Source organism: Streptosporangium sp. NPDC003464, assembly GCF_053588315.1.
The window spans coordinates 63,727-80,962 of record NZ_JBSFPS010000002.1 but is presented as its reverse complement, the minus strand read 5'-3'; the positions used below and the strand labels follow the sequence as shown (position 1 = coordinate 80,962).

At 70.2% G+C, this 17,236-nt stretch carries 11 protein-coding genes; 6 read left to right on the top strand and 5 right to left on the bottom strand.

What is annotated here, in order from left to right:
* Positions 1 to 218: 218 nt before the first annotated feature.
* Entirely contained in the window at positions 219 to 1,172 is a 954-nt protein-coding gene (locus tag ACWDS7_RS00860; protein WP_451927508.1) for a prephenate dehydrogenase, read from the top strand.
* A 447-nt stretch (positions 1,173 to 1,619) separates the two neighbouring features.
* Here ACWDS7_RS00860 and ACWDS7_RS00855 read toward each other — a convergent pair whose 3' ends face one another.
* Entirely contained in the window at positions 1,620 to 3,200 is a 1,581-nt protein-coding gene (locus ACWDS7_RS00855; RefSeq protein WP_451927507.1) for a 4-hydroxyphenylacetate 3-hydroxylase family protein, read from the bottom strand.
* Between the two features lie 471 nt (positions 3,201 to 3,671).
* Between ACWDS7_RS00855 and ACWDS7_RS00850 the strand changes: the two genes are divergently transcribed.
* Together ACWDS7_RS00850 and ACWDS7_RS00845 are read left to right on the top strand one after the other, a co-directional pair.
* On the top strand, positions 3,672 to 4,856 hold the full coding sequence (locus tag ACWDS7_RS00850) for an acyl-CoA dehydrogenase family protein (RefSeq protein ID WP_451927506.1): 1,185 nt from the start codon (positions 3,672 to 3,674) through the stop codon (positions 4,854 to 4,856).
* Positions 4,857 to 4,902: 46 nt separating this feature from the next.
* Positions 4,903 to 5,328 (top strand): SgcJ/EcaC family oxidoreductase, encoded by a 426-nt coding sequence (locus ACWDS7_RS00845; RefSeq protein WP_451927505.1) that lies wholly within the window; start codon positions 4,903 to 4,905, stop codon positions 5,326 to 5,328.
* A gap of 154 nt (positions 5,329 to 5,482) precedes the next feature.
* On the opposite strand, the gene ACWDS7_RS00840 is transcribed toward ACWDS7_RS00845, so the two are convergent.
* Together ACWDS7_RS00840 and ACWDS7_RS00835 are read right to left on the bottom strand one after the other, a co-directional pair.
* Positions 5,483 to 5,995 carry an NUDIX domain-containing protein gene (locus ACWDS7_RS00840; RefSeq protein ID WP_306876139.1) on the bottom strand — a complete coding sequence of 171 codons (513 nt, stop codon included), beginning with the start codon at positions 5,993 to 5,995 and terminating at the stop codon, positions 5,483 to 5,485.
* Between the two features lie 306 nt (positions 5,996 to 6,301).
* Entirely contained in the window at positions 6,302 to 6,577 is a 276-nt protein-coding gene (locus tag ACWDS7_RS00835; RefSeq protein ID WP_451927504.1) for a phosphopantetheine-binding protein, read from the bottom strand.
* Between the two features lie 420 nt (positions 6,578 to 6,997).
* Here ACWDS7_RS00835 and ACWDS7_RS00830 point away from each other — a divergent pair, with 420 nt between their 5' ends.
* The 3 genes from ACWDS7_RS00830 (at position 6,998) to ACWDS7_RS00820 (ending at position 13,626) form a co-directional block, all read left to right on the top strand.
* Positions 6,998 to 10,264 (top strand): non-ribosomal peptide synthetase, encoded by a 3,267-nt coding sequence (locus ACWDS7_RS00830; protein WP_451927503.1) that lies wholly within the window; start codon positions 6,998 to 7,000, stop codon positions 10,262 to 10,264.
* Positions 10,265 to 10,301: 37 nt separating this feature from the next.
* A complete protein-coding gene (cmdF, locus tag ACWDS7_RS00825) occupies positions 10,302 to 11,939 on the top strand; it encodes a tyrosine 2,3-aminomutase (protein WP_306876134.1) in 1,638 nt (545 codons plus the stop codon).
* A gap of 196 nt (positions 11,940 to 12,135) precedes the next feature.
* Positions 12,136 to 13,626, top strand: coding sequence for a tryptophan 7-halogenase (locus tag ACWDS7_RS00820; protein WP_451927502.1), 1,491 nt, complete (start codon positions 12,136 to 12,138; stop codon positions 13,624 to 13,626).
* Between the two features lie 96 nt (positions 13,627 to 13,722).
* Here ACWDS7_RS00820 and ACWDS7_RS00815 read toward each other — a convergent pair whose 3' ends face one another.
* Entirely contained in the window at positions 13,723 to 15,327 is a 1,605-nt protein-coding gene (locus ACWDS7_RS00815) for an MFS transporter (protein WP_451927501.1), read from the bottom strand.
* Positions 15,328 to 15,525: 198 nt separating this feature from the next.
* Positions 15,526 to 17,127, bottom strand: a complete 1,602-nt coding sequence (locus tag ACWDS7_RS00810) for an MFS transporter (protein ID WP_451927500.1) — start codon at positions 17,125 to 17,127, stop codon at positions 15,526 to 15,528.
* Positions 17,128 to 17,236 lie beyond the last annotated feature (109 nt).

Sequence of the window (17,236 nt, the reverse complement as noted above, 5' to 3'; positions counted from 1 at the left end):
CCATCGCCCGTCCTTTCTCCCCGCGGTTTTCCGACCCGCTCGGAGAAAGGACAGGCGATGGCCCTCGCCATTTCCGGTAATTGACATGAAGCGGTTTCCGATGGGCAGCTTGTTGACTCTGATCTGCCTGGTTAACGGACTGTGAAACGCGCAGAGTTATCCGTGCGAGAACAGCTGGAAAACACACGATCCGATAGGCGATGAGAGGAAAAGATTTGATGACGACCGCGATGGTTGCCGACGCCCCGCCGGATGCCCGCGTGCCCGGCGGGGACGTTGCGGAGGAACCTGCGGACCCGGTCGGGGTCCGCCGCGTCACGGTTGTCGGCAGCGGTGTGATCGGGACCTCGATCGCACTCAGGCTGCGCCGTGCCGGCATCCACGTCGGGCTGTCCGACCGGGACACCGGCGCGCTGGCGCAGGCGGTGGGGATGGGGGCGGGGGCCGCGCTGACGCCCGACGATCCCCCTGCCGACGTCGTGGTCATCGCCACCCCGCCGTCCACCGTCGTCGACGTGCTGCGCGAGGCCCAGGCCCGCGGGCTGGGCGCCGTCTACACCGATGTCGCCAGTGCCAAGACCCGCATCATCGCCGACGCGGAGCTGGCCGGATGTGACTTCACCACCTACGTTCCCGGGCATCCGATGGCCGGCCGTGAGCTGTCGGGCCCCTGCGCGGCGCACGCGGACCTGTTCGCGGGCCGGCCGTGGGCGCTGTGCCCGCACCCGGCGACGCCGGCGGGGCCGGTGCGGCTGGTGGCGCAGCTGGTCGGGGTGTGCGGGGGAGAGCTCAGGGTGCTCACCCCCGAGGCGCACGACCGGGCCGCCGCCGCGGTCTCGCACGTGCCGCACCTGGTGTCGGCGGCGCTCGCGGCGTGGTTCGCGGGCGCCGACCAGAGCACGCTCTCGCTGGCGGGCAGGGGCCTGCAGGACACGACCCGGGTCGCCACCGGAGCCCCCGGCCTCTGGTGCGACATCCTGCAGCAGAACGCCGATCCGATCGCCGCGGTGCTGGACGCGGTGGTCCGGGACCTGACCACCGCCGCCGGCGCGCTGCGCAGCGCCGACCACGCCAGGGGCGGACCGCTGGCCGATCTGCTCGTCCGGGGCAACCGGGGCCGCGAGCACATACTCGGCGGCCCGGCCGGTGCCAAGGAGAGGACGGTGGCCTGAGCCGCCGCAGATCGGCGTGACCGTACGGCGGGCCCGCCGGTGCCCGTACCGTTCATTTTTCCGGGAAAGGACAGCGCAATGGGGGAGATGCCTCGGATATCAGGCCGATGTCATGCTTTTTAAAGAAGCTGAATGTGAATGTGGTCCGCATTGAACGGCTTTATCCGTTAAGGAGGAGATCCGAATCCTTCCCCGCGTCGGTGGCTGCAGACACCGAGGCGGAAAGGACCACAGCCGCTTTTTCCGGTCATCCGTTTTCCCCGGCGTGAGGGCTCCGCGGGGAAAGGGTGTACCGCCGCCCGCCGAGGCGGGCTCCTGCGCCCTTTCCCGCGGGACATCCGGACACCTGGACACCTGATCGCAGCTGAACGCCTGGAGGCCCGGCCGCCCTCGTGGGGCGACCGGGCCTCCTCACGCGCGGCGTCTCAGGTGGTCGGCCGGAGGCGCTCAGTCGTTGAGCAGGCCGTCCCTGACGCCCCGCAGGTTGCCGAAGGAGTTGAGATCGGGCACCGTCCAGCCGTCCAGGTCGTACTCGGCGAGACATTCGTCGACGAAGGCCTTGTAGTCGTCGACCTGTCCGGTGGCCAACTGTGCGAACAGCAGCTCCACCCGGGTGTTCTCGTGGTTGCCCGCGTAGTTGCGCTCGTACAGTTCGTGCCGGCCGCCGAACTCGGAGCCGACCGCGTCCCACAGCAGCTTCATCACCTTGACCCGCTCGACGGAGTCGACGCCGCCCGAACCGCGGACGTATTTGTCCAGGTAAGGACGGATGTCTGGGTTCTTGAAGTCATCGGCGCTGGAGTTGACGTAGATCAGTCCGCTGGCGACGTCCTGCTGCACGATCTCCTTGATCCTCGGGTAGCCGATCTGCATGAACCACCGGTAGGCCATGCCGTACTGGGGATTGGGCAGCACCGCGCCGTTCTTCCACGCGACCGGGTTGCGTGCGGCCGCGTCGGAGAAGGCCCAGAACAGGTTGCGCCAGGCCAGGACCTCGCCCAGCCGGCTCTGCACACCCCGGAAATCCGAGGTGCCGGTGATCTCCAGTGCCTTGGCCAGCAGGCCGGCGATGAACTCCAGTTTCACCGCCAGGCGCGTGCAGCCGTGGAAGGTGAAGCGCTCGGAGAATCCGGACTGCCCGGTGAACAGCTGGACCTTGCCCAGGTCGCCGTAGATGAACACGTTCTCCCATGGGATGAGCACCTTGTCGAGGATGAGGATGGTGTCGTTCTCGTCCAGCCGTGAGGAGAGCGGGTAGTCGAACGGGCTGCCCATCACCGCGGCCGTGGCGCTGTAGGACGGCCGGCAGATCAGCTTCATCCCCGGCGCGCCCATCGGCACGGTGGCCACCAGCGCGAACTTCCGGTCCTTGATCGGCAGGCCGTAGTGGGCGATGAAGTTGTAATGGGTGAGCACCGAACCGGTGGCGACGACCTTGGCCCCGCTCACGACCAGGCCGCTGTCGGTCTCCTTCTCCACGTGGATGAACACGTCCGCGACCTCGTCCGGCGGGCGGCTGCGGTCGACCGGCGGGTGAACGATCGCGTGGTTCCAGTACAGGACCTTCTCCTGCGACTCGCGGTACCAGCGCCGCGCGTTGTCGGCGTAGGGGGCGTAGAAGTCGGCGTTCGCCCCGAGCGTGCCCAGGAAGGATGCCTTGTAGTCCGGGCTCCGTCCCATCCAGCCGTAGCTCATCCGGGCCCAGGCCGCGATGGCCTGCTGGTCGGCCACGAGGTCGGCCGCGCTGTGCGGGGTGGTGAAGAAGCGGTGGGTGTAGCCGTCGCTGCCGGTGTCCGTCGGCGCGGTGAGGACGTCACGCTTGGCCGGGTCGTGCAGGGCGTCGTACAGCCGCGCCGTCATCCGGACGGGGTTGTGGAAGGCCGGATGCGAGGTGACGTCCTTGACACGGTCGCCGTAGATGTAGATCTCCCGGTCGTCGCGCAAGGTCTCGATGTATTCGTCGCCGGTCAGCGGACGTGTCTTCGGCCGCGCCTCCGTCACGTCCGGGCCATCCCGATGGTCGGTCATCAGGCAACTCTCCTTCTCGCGGCTCGGCTCCCCCATGAATCGGCGGCGCCGAGCGGCGCTGTGGTCCAACGGGAACACGCTCGAAGAGGCCCGCGCGCCGGCGGGACTCGACAATGCTCTCGTCGGAGCGTCGCGGACGACGCGTCCTGCCCGACGGCACCGGCGAGCGAGCGCGTCGGCCTTCTGCTGCAGGTTTGATGCTGGCACCCGGAAGCACGGTGGGCTTCTCAGAGGTTGCGGCTTCCACGTCGCGTGATTCGACCGGACCTCCGCCGCTGTCCGGAGGACCGATCCTGAAATGGCGATCCGCAATTCAGAAGATGCGGGTGCCCGCCTCCGGTGCGACCGTCGGGGTGATGACCATCGGCGGATGACGGAGCAGATGAACGCTCACCGCTCCATGATTTCACGGCACTGTGAGCGGGGCGCGCCGGGCGGCCGCGTTTTCCCGTCTGAATTCTTTGGGAGGAAATGGTGTTGACCACCGAGGTTCCGACGCGGGAGCAGCTGGTACGGCGCGCGTCCGAATTGGCGCCGATTCTTCGGAAGAACGCGGCGTGGTCGGAGGAGAACCGGCGCATTCACGGAGAGTCGATCGAGGCGCTGGCCGACGCGGGCATCTTCAAGCTGCGGGTGCCGGCCCGGTACGGCGGCTACGAGTCGGACACCCGCACCCTGGTCGACGTGGCCACCGAGCTCGGCAGGGCCGACGGGTCCACATCGTGGGTGGCGTCGGTGTACTGGATCCCGACGTGGATGGCGTGCACGTTCCCCGACCAGGTCCAGGACGAGGTGTTCTCGATCCCGGACGTGCGGATCTGCGGGACGCTGAGCCCGAGCGCGATGGCGGCCCCGGTCGATGGCGGTGTCGTGGTCAACGGCAAGTGGGCCTTCGTCAGCGGCGCCCTGCACGCCCAGTGGCAGGTGATCGTGGCGGTCGTGGTGGGCGCCGAGAGCGAGCCGTACCCCGTCCTGGGGCTGGTGCCGATGTCGGATCTGCAGATCGTGGACGACTGGCACACATCCGGTCTGAAGGGCACCGGCAGCGTCAGCACGATCGCGGCCGACGTGTTCGTCCCCTCCGAGCGCATCCTGCCGCTGCCGGCGGTGCTGCAGGGACAGTACGCCTCCCAGCTGAACGCCGGCGTCCCGATCTACCGGACGCCGTTGCTCCCGGTCGCCTCCGCCTCCTCGGTCGGGACCGTGGTCGGGCTGGCCAAGGCCGCCGGCGAGGCGTTCTTCGAGCGGCTCCCCGACCGGAAGATCACCTACACCGGCTACACGGCCCAGGCCGAGGCGCCGCTGACCCACCTGCAGGTCGCCGAGGCCACGATGAAGGTCGACCAGGCCGAGTTCCACGCCCACCGCCTGGCCACGCTGGTGGACGGCAAGGGCGTCGAGGGCGCGCAGTGGTCGCTGCAGGAGCGGGCCAGGGCGCGCGCCGACATGGGCATGGTGTGCAAGCTGGCCAAAGAGGCCGTGGACATCTTCAGCACGGCCAGCGGTGGTTCGTCCATCTACAGCGACCAGCCGATCCAGCGGATCTCGCGTGACGTCCAGGCCGTGAACCTGCACGCCCTGATGCACCCGAACACCAACGCCGAGCTGTACGGGCGGATCCTGTGCGGCCAGGAGCCGAACACCTTCTACCTCTGACGGCCGGCCCCTCCCTCCACCGACGTCCACGGAGAAAGAGACGGACATGACCACGACCAGCCCCGCATCGACCATCGCAGGTCCTTCCGCCGACGACCAGGCCGCTGTGGCGGCCGTCCCCGGGCGCATCGTCGCGGCCTGGGCCAAGCACGACGCCCAGGCCTTCGCCGAGGTCTTCACCGAGGACGGGACCATGATCCTGCCCGGCCTGTACCGCAAGGGCCGGGAGGAGATCCAGTCGTTCATGGCCGCCGCGTTCGAGGGGCCGTTCAAGGGCACCCAGGTGACCGGGCAGCCGATCGACGTCAGGTTCCTCAGCGGCGACGTCGGGATCGTGATCACGGCCGGTGGTGTGCTGGCCCCCGGTGAGACCGAGGTCTCCGACGAGCGCGCCATCCGGGCCACCTGGATCGTCGTCAGGCAGGACGGGCAGTGGAGCCTGGCCGCCTACCAGAACAGCCCCCGCGGGTAGCGTCCGGGCCCCGTGCCCCCGCGGCCCCGGGCCACCGCCGTACGGCGGGCCGTGGGGCCGGCGGGGGCACGGGGCGCCCCAGTGCCGGTGCGGCGACCTCAGGGTCCGCCGGGCGGACCGGGCAGCCGGTGCACGCGCCCGCCGGGAGCGGGCGTCAAGCGGACCGCAGGAGCAGGCAGAGAAGGGCCGTCAACGTCGTCCCTTCGAGGATTTCGCCGCTGTCGATGAGGCGGCGCACCTTGCTCAGCGGCACCCAGGCGATCCGCTCGGACTCGAATCCGTCTGCCGGCGGGCCGATGTAGGTGGCGGCGTCGGCGCGGAAGACGTAGTGGCGCGCGGTGAGCAGCCCGGGTATCGGCTGGGTGTGGATGAGGCGGCGCAGCGGTCCCTCCGGGCGCCAGCCCGTCTCTTCCTCCACCTCCCGCGCCGCCGCCGCGGCCGGCCCCTCTCCCGGGTTGATCGCACCGCTGGGGAGCTCCCAGCCCCAGGCGTCGGTGATGAACCGGTGCCGCCACAGCAGCAGCACCCGCTCCCGGACGACCACGGCCGCATAGGCGCCGTCGGAGCTCTGGATCAACCGGTGGTCGAGGTGCCGTCCGTCGGGCAGTTCCACGTCGGCGGAGCGGAGATGCACCCATTTGTCGTGATACAGGGTGCGCTCAGACATGACGTTCCAGCGCATGGTGCCCCCTCGCGATAGCGGGCCGTCGCGGCGAGCGGAGGTCGGCCGTGACGGTCCCGTCCCTGAATGTAGTTGAAGCGGTCGGGCATGGTGCGTCACCGCAGCCGGGCGGGCCGTCAAGCGGCTGCGAGGCGACGAATCCCTCACGGTCCGGTCCTGGCCGCCGGCGACGACCGGGGGTGGAGACGGTGGTGCCGCCCGTCGGCGCCGGGCACGACAGAGCGGGCGCCCGGCGGAGGAGCGCCCGCGTTCTCGCCGGCAGGGGGCCGCCCGGCCGTACGGGCGGCCCTGTCAGCCGCCGATCCCGGCGCTCTCGGCCTGCGCCACGACGGTGCGGACGAAGTCCTGCATGCTGGGGTCCTCGAACAGGGCGCTCACGTCGATGCTGATGCCGAGCTCGTCCTCGATGCGGGACGCGATGCGGATCGCGGACACCGAGTGGCCCTGCAACTCGAAGAACGTGGCGTTCTTCTGCTCCTCCGGCATACGGAGCACGTAGCGCCAGATGTCTTCGACCCGCTTCTCAACCGCCGGAAGGCTCAGGTCATTCAGGTGGTTAACCGTCATTGGATATGCTCCTTACGCGGTCCATTCGTGGGTACGGGGCTCTCATCCGCCGCAGCGCCGGATCAGGCGCCGTTAATTGCCGCGGAAGTTCGCACACGGCACGCCAACGACTCTCCGACCATCGTTCGCGGATGAGCAGGCGGCCGCATCTCTACGATTGCTTTTTTCGCTGCACATGGCTGTGAACGCGGCAACTTCGGAGAAGGCCCCGATGGCCGGAGCTGCCACTATCGGAGCTGCGGCAGACGTCCACCGCGCCGGCCGACGGCAGATCGGGCCCACCCCCTGCGGCCCGCCGAAAACACGCTGCCGCGCCAGTGATCCGCGGTGCTGAACAGGTGCAAACGCCGCTCGGTTATCGCAATTCTTGAGAAGCTCCCGAACGCGTCTTGGCATGAGAATGCAGAGGTGGTGAATCATATGGTCGCGGCTGACGTATTTTGTGCACGTGAGGTCGGTGCCAAGCACGCGGTGGCGTCCGATGCCCAAGACGGTTTATGGTTCCTGAGCCAGCTTATTCCAGATTCCACGGCCCATCATATGAACCGGGCATATCAGATAACGGGCGGCCTTCGGATCGGCGCGCTGCGCGCGGCCTGGCGGGCGGTGCTCCAGCGGCACGAGGCCCTGCGGACCACCCTGGTCGAGATCGACGGGCGGCTGGTGCAGCGGATCGCCGACGAAGACGACAACCCGATGTCGTTCGTGGATCTCAGCGGGACGCCCCCACAGGACCGGGAGGCACAGCTCGACCGCTTCTGCGCGGACTGGGCCGACACGCCGTTCGACCTCGCCGCGGGACCGCCGGCCCGGTCGGCCGTCGTGCGGCTGAGCGTCACCGAGCACGTTCTGCTGCTCGCGCTGCATCAGGCCGTCGCCGATGACCGGTCGGTGTCCGTCCTGGTGGAGGATCTCTCCGCGGGCTACGCGGCGGAGGATGCCGGCCGGCCGGCCGCGCTGCCCGCCCTCGCCTCGCAGTACGCCGACTACGCGCGCGAGCAGCGCGCGCAGGAGAGCGCGCCGGAGTTGCTGGAGTGGTGGATTGCGACGCTGACGCCGCCGCCGCCCCCGCTGGACCTGCCGACGGACCGGGCCCGCCCCGCGGAGCCGTCCTTCCACGGTGGCGCCGTGTCGTTCGACTGGGGCGAGGATTTCGGCCGTTCGCTGGCCGGACTGGCCCGGGCGGCGGGGACGAGCCCATGGGTCGTCCTGCTCGCGGGGTTCCAGTGCCTGCTGCACCGCTACAGCGGTGAGGACCGTATCGCCGTGGGCGTGCCGGCGTCGGTGCGGCCGAACTCCGGAGCCGACGCGCTCATCGGCCCCTTCCACAACCTCCTGGTGCTCTGCGCCGACGTCTCGCAGGCTCCCACCTTCCGCGAGCTGGTCGCCGGGGTGGCGCAACTGGCGGAGGGCGCCTCCGCCCACCGGCAGCTGCCCTTCGCCCACCTGGTCCGGGCGCTGAAGGTCGAGCGGGACCCCCGCCGGATCCCGCTCTGCGACGCCATGTTCGTGTCCCCGCAGGCGCCCGAGTCCGAGCTCCGGCTGGCCGGCGCCCAGGTGCGGCGCCGGCCGGTCGACGGCCGCGCGGCCAGAGCCGACCTCACGCTCACCGTGGACAGCACGCACTCCTCGGTCACCGGGTCCCTGGAGTACCGCGCCGGCCTGTTCGAGCACTCATCCGCCCGCGCCATCCTCGATCAGCTCCACACGCTGCTGGCCGCGGCGCTGGCGGCGCCCGACCTGCCGGTGGGGGCGCTGCCCCTGGAGGATGAGGAGCGCATCCGGGCGGCAGTGGGCGAGGCCGACCGCATCACCGGCGCCGCCCCGGCCGAGTGGCCGGTGCACGAGCTGGTGCGCAGGCACGCCGAGCGGCATCCGGAGGCGGTCGCGATCGCCTGGCAGGGCACCACCGTCACCTATCGTGACCTGGTCGGGCAGGCGGCGTCGATCACCGCCTCCCTGCGGGCGCTCGGCACCGTCGAGGGCCAGGCCGTCGCGGTGCGGCTGCCGCGGGGGACCAGCCAGATCGCCGCGCTGCTCGGGGTGCTCGGCGCCGGCGCGCACCTGGTCTGGTTCGGCACGGCCGATGTCGGGGAACGCGGCAAGGCGGTGCTGCAGGACCTGCGGCCCACCTGCCTCGTGCTCGACGAGGAGACGGCCGGCGACGAGCTGAGCACCTGGTACCGGGACGAGCTCGGCGGCCGCGTCCTGGACCTCTCGGCCCCGGACCGGTCCGAGGCCCTCCCGATCCCGCCGATCCCGCCGGGGAGCGGGCTGGGCGAATGGGCCTACGTCGCCTACACCTCGGGGTCGACCGGCAGGCCGAAGGGGATCTCGCAGACGCACGGCGCCTTCGCCCAGTTCGTCACCTGGCTGGCCGCGGAGTTCGGCATCGGCCCCGGTTCCCGGGTCGCGCAGTGGGTGGCTCCGGAGCACGACCCGGCGCTGTGCGAGGTCTTCGCGACCCTCGTCTCGGGAGGGACGCTCTGCCCGGTCCCCGAACGGATCAGGATGAACCCCGAGAAACTGGTCGACTGGCTCGCCGATGAGCAGATCACGCTCATCGAGACGGTCCCCAGCTTCGCCAAGGAGATCCTCGCGCTCGTCACCAGCGAGGACTCGGCCGGGCGGCTCGCCGCGCTCGACCATCTCCTGCTGATGGGGGAGGCGCTGCCGGAGGAGTTGGCGAACGGGCTGCGCGCGGCCCTGCCCCTCACCCGGCTGATCAACGCCTACGGCCCCACCGAGACGATCGCGGCGACCTGGCACGAGATCAGCGCTCCTGTGCACGGGACTGTGCCGATCGGCCGTTCCATTCCCGGTCGGCAGGTCCTGGTGCTGGACGAGCTGGACCGGCCCTGTCCGGCGGGGGTCACCGGGGAGATCGTCATCCTCACCCCGTACGTCACGCCGGGCTACATCGGAGCCGGGGCCGGCGTCGGCCCGGCCTTCCTGCCGGTGCGCGGGCTGGAGGCGGCCCCCGGTGCCGAGCCCGGCGGCTGTTACCGGACCGGGGATCTCGGGCGCAGGCGCTGGGACGGCCTGCTGGAGTTCCGCGGGCGTAAGGATTTCCAGGTCAAGCTCCTCGGCAACCGGGTGGAGCTCACCGACGTCGAAGCGGCGCTGGCCGCTCACGACTCGGTCACCGAGTGTGCGGTGGCCGCCCTCACCAACAAGGAGGGGCTGGTCACCCGCCTGATGGTCTATGTCGTGCCGCAGCGCACGCCGTCCGGGGACGCCGTGGGCTCCCCGGAGGTGTGGCGCGCTCACCTGCGCCGGCGGTTCGGCAAGCTGACGCTACCCGCGTCGTTCATGATCATGAACGATCGGCTCCCGCGCAACCTCGCCGGCAAGGTCGATCGACGCCGGCTCCCCGATCCGGGCCCGCTCCCGGCCAAGGACGCCCCGATGCCGCGCACCTGGGCGGAGAGGCGTATGGCGGAGATCTGGTCGGAGCTGCTGGGCACCGACCAGCTCAGCACCGAGGACACCCTCTTCGCGGTGGGTGGGCATTCCCTGCTGATACCCCTGCTGATCACGCTGATCCACGAGCGGTTCGGGGTCCAGCTGTCGCTGCGGGAATGCTTCGCCAACCCCTCGCTGGCCGGTCTCTCCGCCCTGGTCGAGTCGGCAGTGAGGAACAGTCCGACGACGACGTCCGACCCTGTGCCAAACGCAAGCCTTTGACGACAGCCGTTAGCAAGGCCATGAAGGAGTGAGGGAATTGACTCTAGTCGAGACCGAAGTGGTCAAGACCGAGGCGGTCCAGGTCGACGTGTCGGTTGACATCGACGGCGAGAGCCTGAATATCGCCGGTGTCCGGCGGATCGCCGAGGACCGGGCGCCCTGCAAGCTCACGCCGGGTGCCCTGGCCGCGGCCGCCAGGAGCCGGCAGGTCTTCGAGGACATCGCCCGCGAGGACATCCCCATCTACGGAGTCACCACCGGCTTCGGCGAGATGATCTACATGCTGGTGGGCACCGCCAAGGAGGTGGAGCTGCAGACCAACCTCGTGCGCAGCCACAGCGCCGGCGTGGGCCCGCTGTTCGCCGAGGACGAGGCCAGAGCGATCCTCGCCACCCGGCTGAACGCCCTGGCCAAGGGGTACTCCGCCGTGCGGCCGCAGGTGCTGGAGCGCCTGGCGCTCTACCTCAACCTGGGGATCATCCCGGCCATCCCGGAGATCGGCTCGCTGGGCGCCAGCGGCGACCTGGCCCCGCTGGCGCACATCGCGAGCACGGTGATCGGCGAGGGCTACGTCCTGCGTGACGGCAAGCGGGTCAAGACCGCCGAGGTTCTCAGCGAGTTCGGCATCGAGCCGCTGGAGCTGCGCTTCAAGGAGGGGCTCGCGCTGATCAACGGCACGTCCGCGATGACCGGGCTGGGCTCCCTCGTCGTCGGCCGGGCCCTGACCCAGGTGCGGCAGGCCGAGATCGTCGCGGCGCTGGTGATCGAGACGCTGCAGGGCTCGACCAGCCCCTTCCGTCCCGAGGGGCACGACATCGCCCGCCCGCACGCCGGCCAGATCGACAGCGCCGCCAACATGCGCGAGCTGATGCGGGGCAGCGAGCTGACCGTGGAGCACGCCGACCTGCGCCAGCAGGTCCAGGAGAGCAGGCAGAACGGCCAGACCGTGCAGCGGACGCCGCACTACCTGCAGAAGGCCTACTCGCTGCGGGCCATCCCGCAGGTCCTCGGGGCCGTCCGCGACACCCTCTACCACGCGGTGACGAAGCTGGAGATCGAACTCAACTCCTCCAACGACAACCCGCTGTTCTTCGAGGGGCAGGAGATCTTCCACGGCGCCAACTTCCACGGTCAGCCGATCGCGTTCGCGATGGACTTCGTGACGATCGCGCTCACCCAGCTCGGCGTCCTGTCCGAGCGGCGGACCAACCGGCTGCTGAACCGGCACCTCAGCTACGGCCTTCCGGAGTTCCTCGTCATGGGCGACCCCGGTCTCAACAGCGGATTCGCCGGTGCGCAGTATCCGGCGACGGCGCTGATAGCGGAGAACCGGACCATCGGCCCGGCCAGCACGCAGAGCGTGCCCTCCAACGGCGACAACCAGGACATCGTCAGCATGGGCCTGATCTCGGCGCGTAACGCGCGCAGGGTCCTGCAGAACAACGAGAAGATCCTCGCGGTGGAGTTCCTCGCCGCGGCCCAGGCGGTGGACGTCTCCGGGCGCTACGAGGGGCTGAGCCCGGCCGCCAAGGCTGTCTACGACAAGGTGCGCTCGCTGGTGCCGACGCTGGACAAGGACCGTTACATGGCCGACGACATCGAGACGGTGGCCGCGGCCCTGGCGCGCGGTGAGGTGCTCCAGGCCGTCGTGGACTGTGGCGTCGAGCTGCGCTGACCCCAGGCGCGGTTGGTCCTGAACTTCCATGCCCCATCGACGCCCGGCCCACGGGGCCGGGCCGGCGCCCCGGGGCCGCCGGATCATCCGGTGGCCCCAGGGCCGGCCCGGTGCCGCCGGCGGTGAGGAGGCTGACGGGGAATCACCACACGTCCGCTCGGGCCGGGCGGCGTGCCTTGTGAAGGAGAACGTGAACGTGAGTGCTGAGAACGCCCTTGAATACGACGTCATCGTGGTCGGCGGCGGCCCCGCGGGCTCGACGACCGCGGCGCTCGTGGCGATGCAGGGACACAACGTCCTGCTCCTGGAGAAAGAACAGTTCCCCCGCTACCAGATCGGGGAGTCGTTGCTCCCCTCGACCGTGCACGGCATCTGCCAGCTCCTCGGCGTTTCGGAGGAGCTGCGGGAAGCCGGATTCATGCCCAAACGGGGCGGCACCTTCCGGTGGGGCAGCAATCCCGAGCCATGGACCTTCTCCTTCTCCATCTCCTCCAAGTTCACCACCGAGGCCTCGACCGCCTACCAGGTCGAACGGATGAAGTTCGACCAGATCCTCCTCGACAACGCCCGCCGCAAGGGCGTCGAGGTGCGCGAGCGGACATCGGTCACCGACGTCGTCGAGGACGGCGGACGGGTGTGCGGTGTGCACTTCACCGACGCCGACGGCGTGCGGCACACCGCCCGCAGCCGCTACCTCGTCGACGCCTCCGGGCACAAGAGCCGCATCCATCAGAGGGTCGGCGGCAAGCGGCTCTACTCGGAGTTCTTCCGCAACATCGCGCTGTTCGGCTACTACACCGGCGGCAAGCGACTGCCCGCCCCCAACCAGGGCAACATCCTGGCCGCGGCCTTCGACTCCGGCTGGTTCTGGTACATCCCGCTCACCGACGAGCTCACCAGCGTCGGCGCGGTCGTGCGCCAGGCCGAACTCGAACGGGTCCAGGGCGACCGGGAGAAGGCACTGAGCAAGCTGATCGACGAATGCCCGCTGATCGCCGAATACCTGGCCGACGCCCAGCGCGTCACGGACGGGCCCTACGGCGAGATCCGCATCCGCAAGGACTACTCCTACAGCAAGGAGGCGTTCTGGCGGCCCGGCATGGTCCTGACCGGTGACGCGGCCTGCTTCATCGACCCGGTCTTCTCCTCCGGGGTGCACCTGGCCACCTACAGCGCCATGATGGCCGCCCGCTCCATCAACACCTCCCTGCGCGACCAGACCCAGGAGACGGCCGCCTTCGAGGAGTACGAGGCCCGTTACCGCAAGGAGTACGCGCTCTTCCACGATTTCCTCGTCGCCTTCTACGACATGCACCAGCACGAGGACTCCTACTTCTGGAACGCCAAGAAGGTCACCAACAACACCGCGTCCGAGCTGGAGTCCTTCGTGGAGCTCGTCGGCGGCGGCGCCTCGAACGAGGGAGCGCTCGTCGACGCCGGCTCCTACCTAACCGAGCGGGCCTCCGCCTTCGAGGAGCTGTCGCAGATCGTCCAGCGTCCGGTGCACGTCGAGGGAGAGGACCGCAACCTGCTGCAGGCCTCGCTGGCCCGCTCCGTCGTCAAGGCCGGCGCCCGGATCCAGGTGCAGGCCGTCATCGGTGAGAATGCCGACGAGCAGACCCCGGTGCGCCCAGGCGGTCTCATCCCCTCCCTTGACGGCATGCACTGGACGTGGCCGGCAGCCTGATCCCCCGCCCGACCGTCCGGCCCCGACCGTCCGGCCCCGGCCGGACCTCCACAGCGTGCGCACACAGCGTGCCGGCCGACGGCCGGCACGCTCGTTTCAGTTGGAGGCTCCCTGGGGGGCGGCACCGGCTGCCGCCTCCGGGGCGTCGCCAGGCTGGTCGGGGTGGTTCTGAGCGCTGGGGCGCACGTGCCGGAGCAGGGTCACGGCGAGGATCGCGACGCCGGCCAGGAGCACGGCGCTGAGGATCGCGACGGCGTGCAGCCCGCTGGTGAAGGCCTCGCGGGCGGGGGCGAGCAGCGCCGCCTGGAGCCGGTCGGGCAGGTGCTGGGCCGCGGTCGCGGCGCCGGCGAGCGTGTCACGGGCGGCCTGGGCGGCCGGGACCGGTATGCCGGCGGGGATGGTGGCGGCGATGTGGTGGCGGTACACGGCGGTGCCGACGCTGCCCAGTACGGCGATGCCCAGCGCGAAGCCGAACTCCGCGCTCGTCTCGTTCATGGCCGCAGCCGATCCGGCTCTGCCGGGCGGGGCGGATCCGACGACCAGGTTGGTGCCCAGGGTCAGCAGCGGGCCGGCGCCGAGGTTGCTGAGGGCGAAGCCCGCCGCCAGGACCGCGGGTCCGGAGGCCGCGCCGGCCCGGGTGAGCAGCAGCAGGCCGGCCACCGACACGGCCAGGCCGGCTCCGATGAGGTAGGCGGGGCGGATCCGGCGGGCCAGGAGCGGCGACAGCAGGAAGCTCGCGGTGTTCGCGGCGACGGTGGGGAGCATCCACAGGCCCGTCTGCAGGGGTGACAGGCCGTCGACCAGCTGGAGGTGCTGGGTGATGAACAGCATGATCGCACTGGTCAGCATGATGCCGAACAGCATCGTGCCCAGTGCGGCGCTGAAGGTGCGGTTGGCGAACAGACGCAGGTCCAGCAGTGGGTCGGCCAGTCCACGCTGCCGGCGGGTGAAGACCACGCCGACGGCGAGGCCGGCCGCGACCGCGGCGACGGGCAACGGCTGCCAGCCGTTCCTGGCGAGTTCCTTGAGGCCGTAGATGATCGGCAGGGTCGCGGCCAGGGACAGCGCGACGCTGGCCAGGTCCAGCCGGCCGGCCTGCGGGGTGCGGTATTCGGGCAGCAGCAGCGGCCCGAGCACCAGCAGCAGCACCATGGCGGGCACCCCGATCAGGAACGCCGCGCCCCACCAGAAGGTCTCCAGCATCGCGCCGCCGACGATCGGGCCGATGGCGGCGCCGCCCATGAAGCAGGTCAGCCACACCCCGATGGCCAGGCCCCGCTGCCGGGGGTCGTGGAACATGTTGCTGATCAGTGCCAGGGTCGAGGGGGCCAGGGTCGCCCCGGCGACCCCGAGCAGCGCGCGGGCGGCGATCAGCATCTCCGGGGAGGTGGAGTAGGCGGCCAGCACCGAGGCGAGGCCGAACACGGCCGCGCCGCCCAGCAGCAGCCTGCGGCGGCCGATCCGGTCGCCGAGAGTCCCCATGGTGATCAGGAATCCGGCGAGCATGAACGCGTAGATGTCGGTGATCCACAGTTGCTGGGTGCTGCCGGCTCCCAGGTCCCTGCTCAGGTGCGGCAGCGCCAGCAGCATCACGAACACGTCGAGGGAGACCAGCAGGGTGGGCAGGGCCAGTACGGCCAGCCCGGTCCACTCCCGTCGCCCGGCCCGCGGTCCTGGCCCGGTCGTCCGGTCGGCGTCCATCAGGTCCTCCCGATTCCGGCCTCTCACAGGTGGGTCCGGGCAGGCGGCCCAGGCGGTGCCACCTGCCCGCGCCGGCGCCCGGGGCCGATGACGACAGGTTCCCGCCCCCTTTTCCGGGAGCGGGAACCTGTCGTCGGTCCGGTCCGTCGGCACCTGGTCCGATGTGGTCCCGCGGTGCCGTGCCGGCGGGTTCTCCGGTCAGCTGACGGTCTGGACCGTGTCGTCCTTGGACGGCTCGGTCTGTGCCGCCTCGCCCGGCGTCGGCGGCGCACCCGGTGCCCCGCTCATGGGGGGCAGGTGCCGGAGCCCGACGAAGGTCAGGATGGCCAGGCCGATGTAGAGGACGCCGGTGACCGTGGTGACCGCGTGCAGCCCGCTGGTGAAGGCCTCACGAGCGGATTCGAGCAGGTCGGCGCCGACTGTGCCGGGCAGCTGCTGGGCAGTGGCCACGGCGCCGGCGACGCTCTCCTTGGCGGTCTGGGCGGCCCCGGCGGAGACCCCGGCCGGGATGACCACCTCGTTCCGGAAGACGATCGTGCCGACGCTGCCCAGGACGGCGATGCCCAGCGCGACACCCAGCTCGCCGCCGGTCGACGACACCGACGACACCGATCCCGCCTTCTCCGGCGGGGCGGAGCTCATCAGCATGTACTGGGTCAGTCCTCCGACCGGGCTGCCGCCGATGTAGGCGATGATGAGGCCGATCATCAGGGTCGTGAACCCGCCCACGCTGCTGACCTGGGTGAGCACCAGCATGCCGATCGCGGCGATCACCATGCCGACCACCAGGACGAAGGCGGGACGGACCTTGCGGGCGATCTGCGGGGCGATCCCCATGCCGCCCACGGTCATCAGGATCGTCGGAGCCAGCATCCACGCGCCCGCCTGCAGCGGTGACAGTCCCTCGACCATCTGCATGTACAGCACGGCCGTCAGGCCGACCCCGCCCATGATGACACCGATGGCCGTGGCGACGATCAGCCCTGTGCGGACCGCCTTGATGGAGAACAGGCTCAGGTCGAGCAGCGGGCTGGTCAGCCTGCGCTGGCGGACGATGAAGATCAGGGTGAACAGCGCGCCGGCCACGAGGGCCACGATGGCCGCCGGCTGCCAGCCGTTCCTGGCCACCTCCTTGAGGCCGTAGACGATCGGCAGGATGGAGGCGAAGGACAGGACCACGCTGATCAGGTCCAGCCGCCCGGCCTCCGGAGCCCGGAACTCGGGGAGGAAGAACGGGCCGAGCAGCAGCAGCAGCGCCATGATGGGCACGCCCATGATGAAGACCGACTGCCAGCCGAAGGCGCCGAGCAGGATTCCGCCGACCACCGGGCCGAGCACGACGCCGATCATGATGGAGCCGCCCCAGATGCCGTAGGCGGCGCCCAGCTGCGCGGGGTCCTTGAACATGTTGCTGATCAGCGCCATGACCGAGGGCATCACCGTGGCTCCGGCGATGCCGAGCAGCCCGCGCGAGAAGATCAGCATCTCGGGGGAGGTGGAGTAGGCGGCCAGCAGCGAGGCGACGATGAAGACCGCCGCGCCGCTCAGCAGCACCTTGCGGCGGCCGATCCGGTCGCCGAGGGTCCCCATGGTGATGAGGGATCCGGCGATCAGGAAGGCGTAGATGTCAGTGATCCACAGCTGCTCGGTGCCGGTGGCGCCCAGCTCGGTGGCCAGCTGGGGCAGCGCGAGGAACAGCACGCTGATGTCCACGGTCGTCAGCATGGTTGGCAAGGCCAGTACGACCAGGCCGATCCACTCCCGCCGCCCAGCCTTGGGCGGCGCGTCGACTGTCGTCATGTCTTGATCATCCTCTCGTCGTTGGTGCCGCAGGTCGCCGGAGCGGCTGGATATGGGGACGACGATGCGCTCGGATACTCATCGCCGTTCGGGCGGGGCACAGATTGCT

Bases quoted from the DNA above. Each gene is read 5' to 3' on its own strand.
- ACWDS7_RS00850 (WP_451927506.1), top strand. From the start codon at position 3,672: ATGGTGTTGACCACCGAGGTTCCGACGCGGGAGCAGCTGGTACGGCGC.
- ACWDS7_RS00830 (WP_451927503.1), top strand. From the start codon at position 6,998: ATGGTCGCGGCTGACGTATTTTGTGCACGTGAGGTCGGTGCCAAGCAC.
- ACWDS7_RS00840 (WP_306876139.1), bottom strand. From the start codon at position 5,995: ATGTCTGAGCGCACCCTGTATCACGACAAATGGGTGCATCTCCGCTCC.
- ACWDS7_RS00835 (WP_451927504.1), bottom strand. From the start codon at position 6,577: ATGACGGTTAACCACCTGAATGACCTGAGCCTTCCGGCGGTTGAGAAG.
- ACWDS7_RS00860 (WP_451927508.1), top strand. From the start codon at position 219: ATGACGACCGCGATGGTTGCCGACGCCCCGCCGGATGCCCGCGTGCCC.
- ACWDS7_RS00845 (WP_451927505.1), top strand. From the start codon at position 4,903: ATGACCACGACCAGCCCCGCATCGACCATCGCAGGTCCTTCCGCCGAC.
- ACWDS7_RS00810 (WP_451927500.1), bottom strand. From the start codon at position 17,127: ATGACGACAGTCGACGCGCCGCCCAAGGCTGGGCGGCGGGAGTGGATC.
- ACWDS7_RS00855 (WP_451927507.1), bottom strand. From the start codon at position 3,200: ATGACCGACCATCGGGATGGCCCGGACGTGACGGAGGCGCGGCCGAAG.
- ACWDS7_RS00815 (WP_451927501.1), bottom strand. From the start codon at position 15,327: ATGGACGCCGACCGGACGACCGGGCCAGGACCGCGGGCCGGGCGACGG.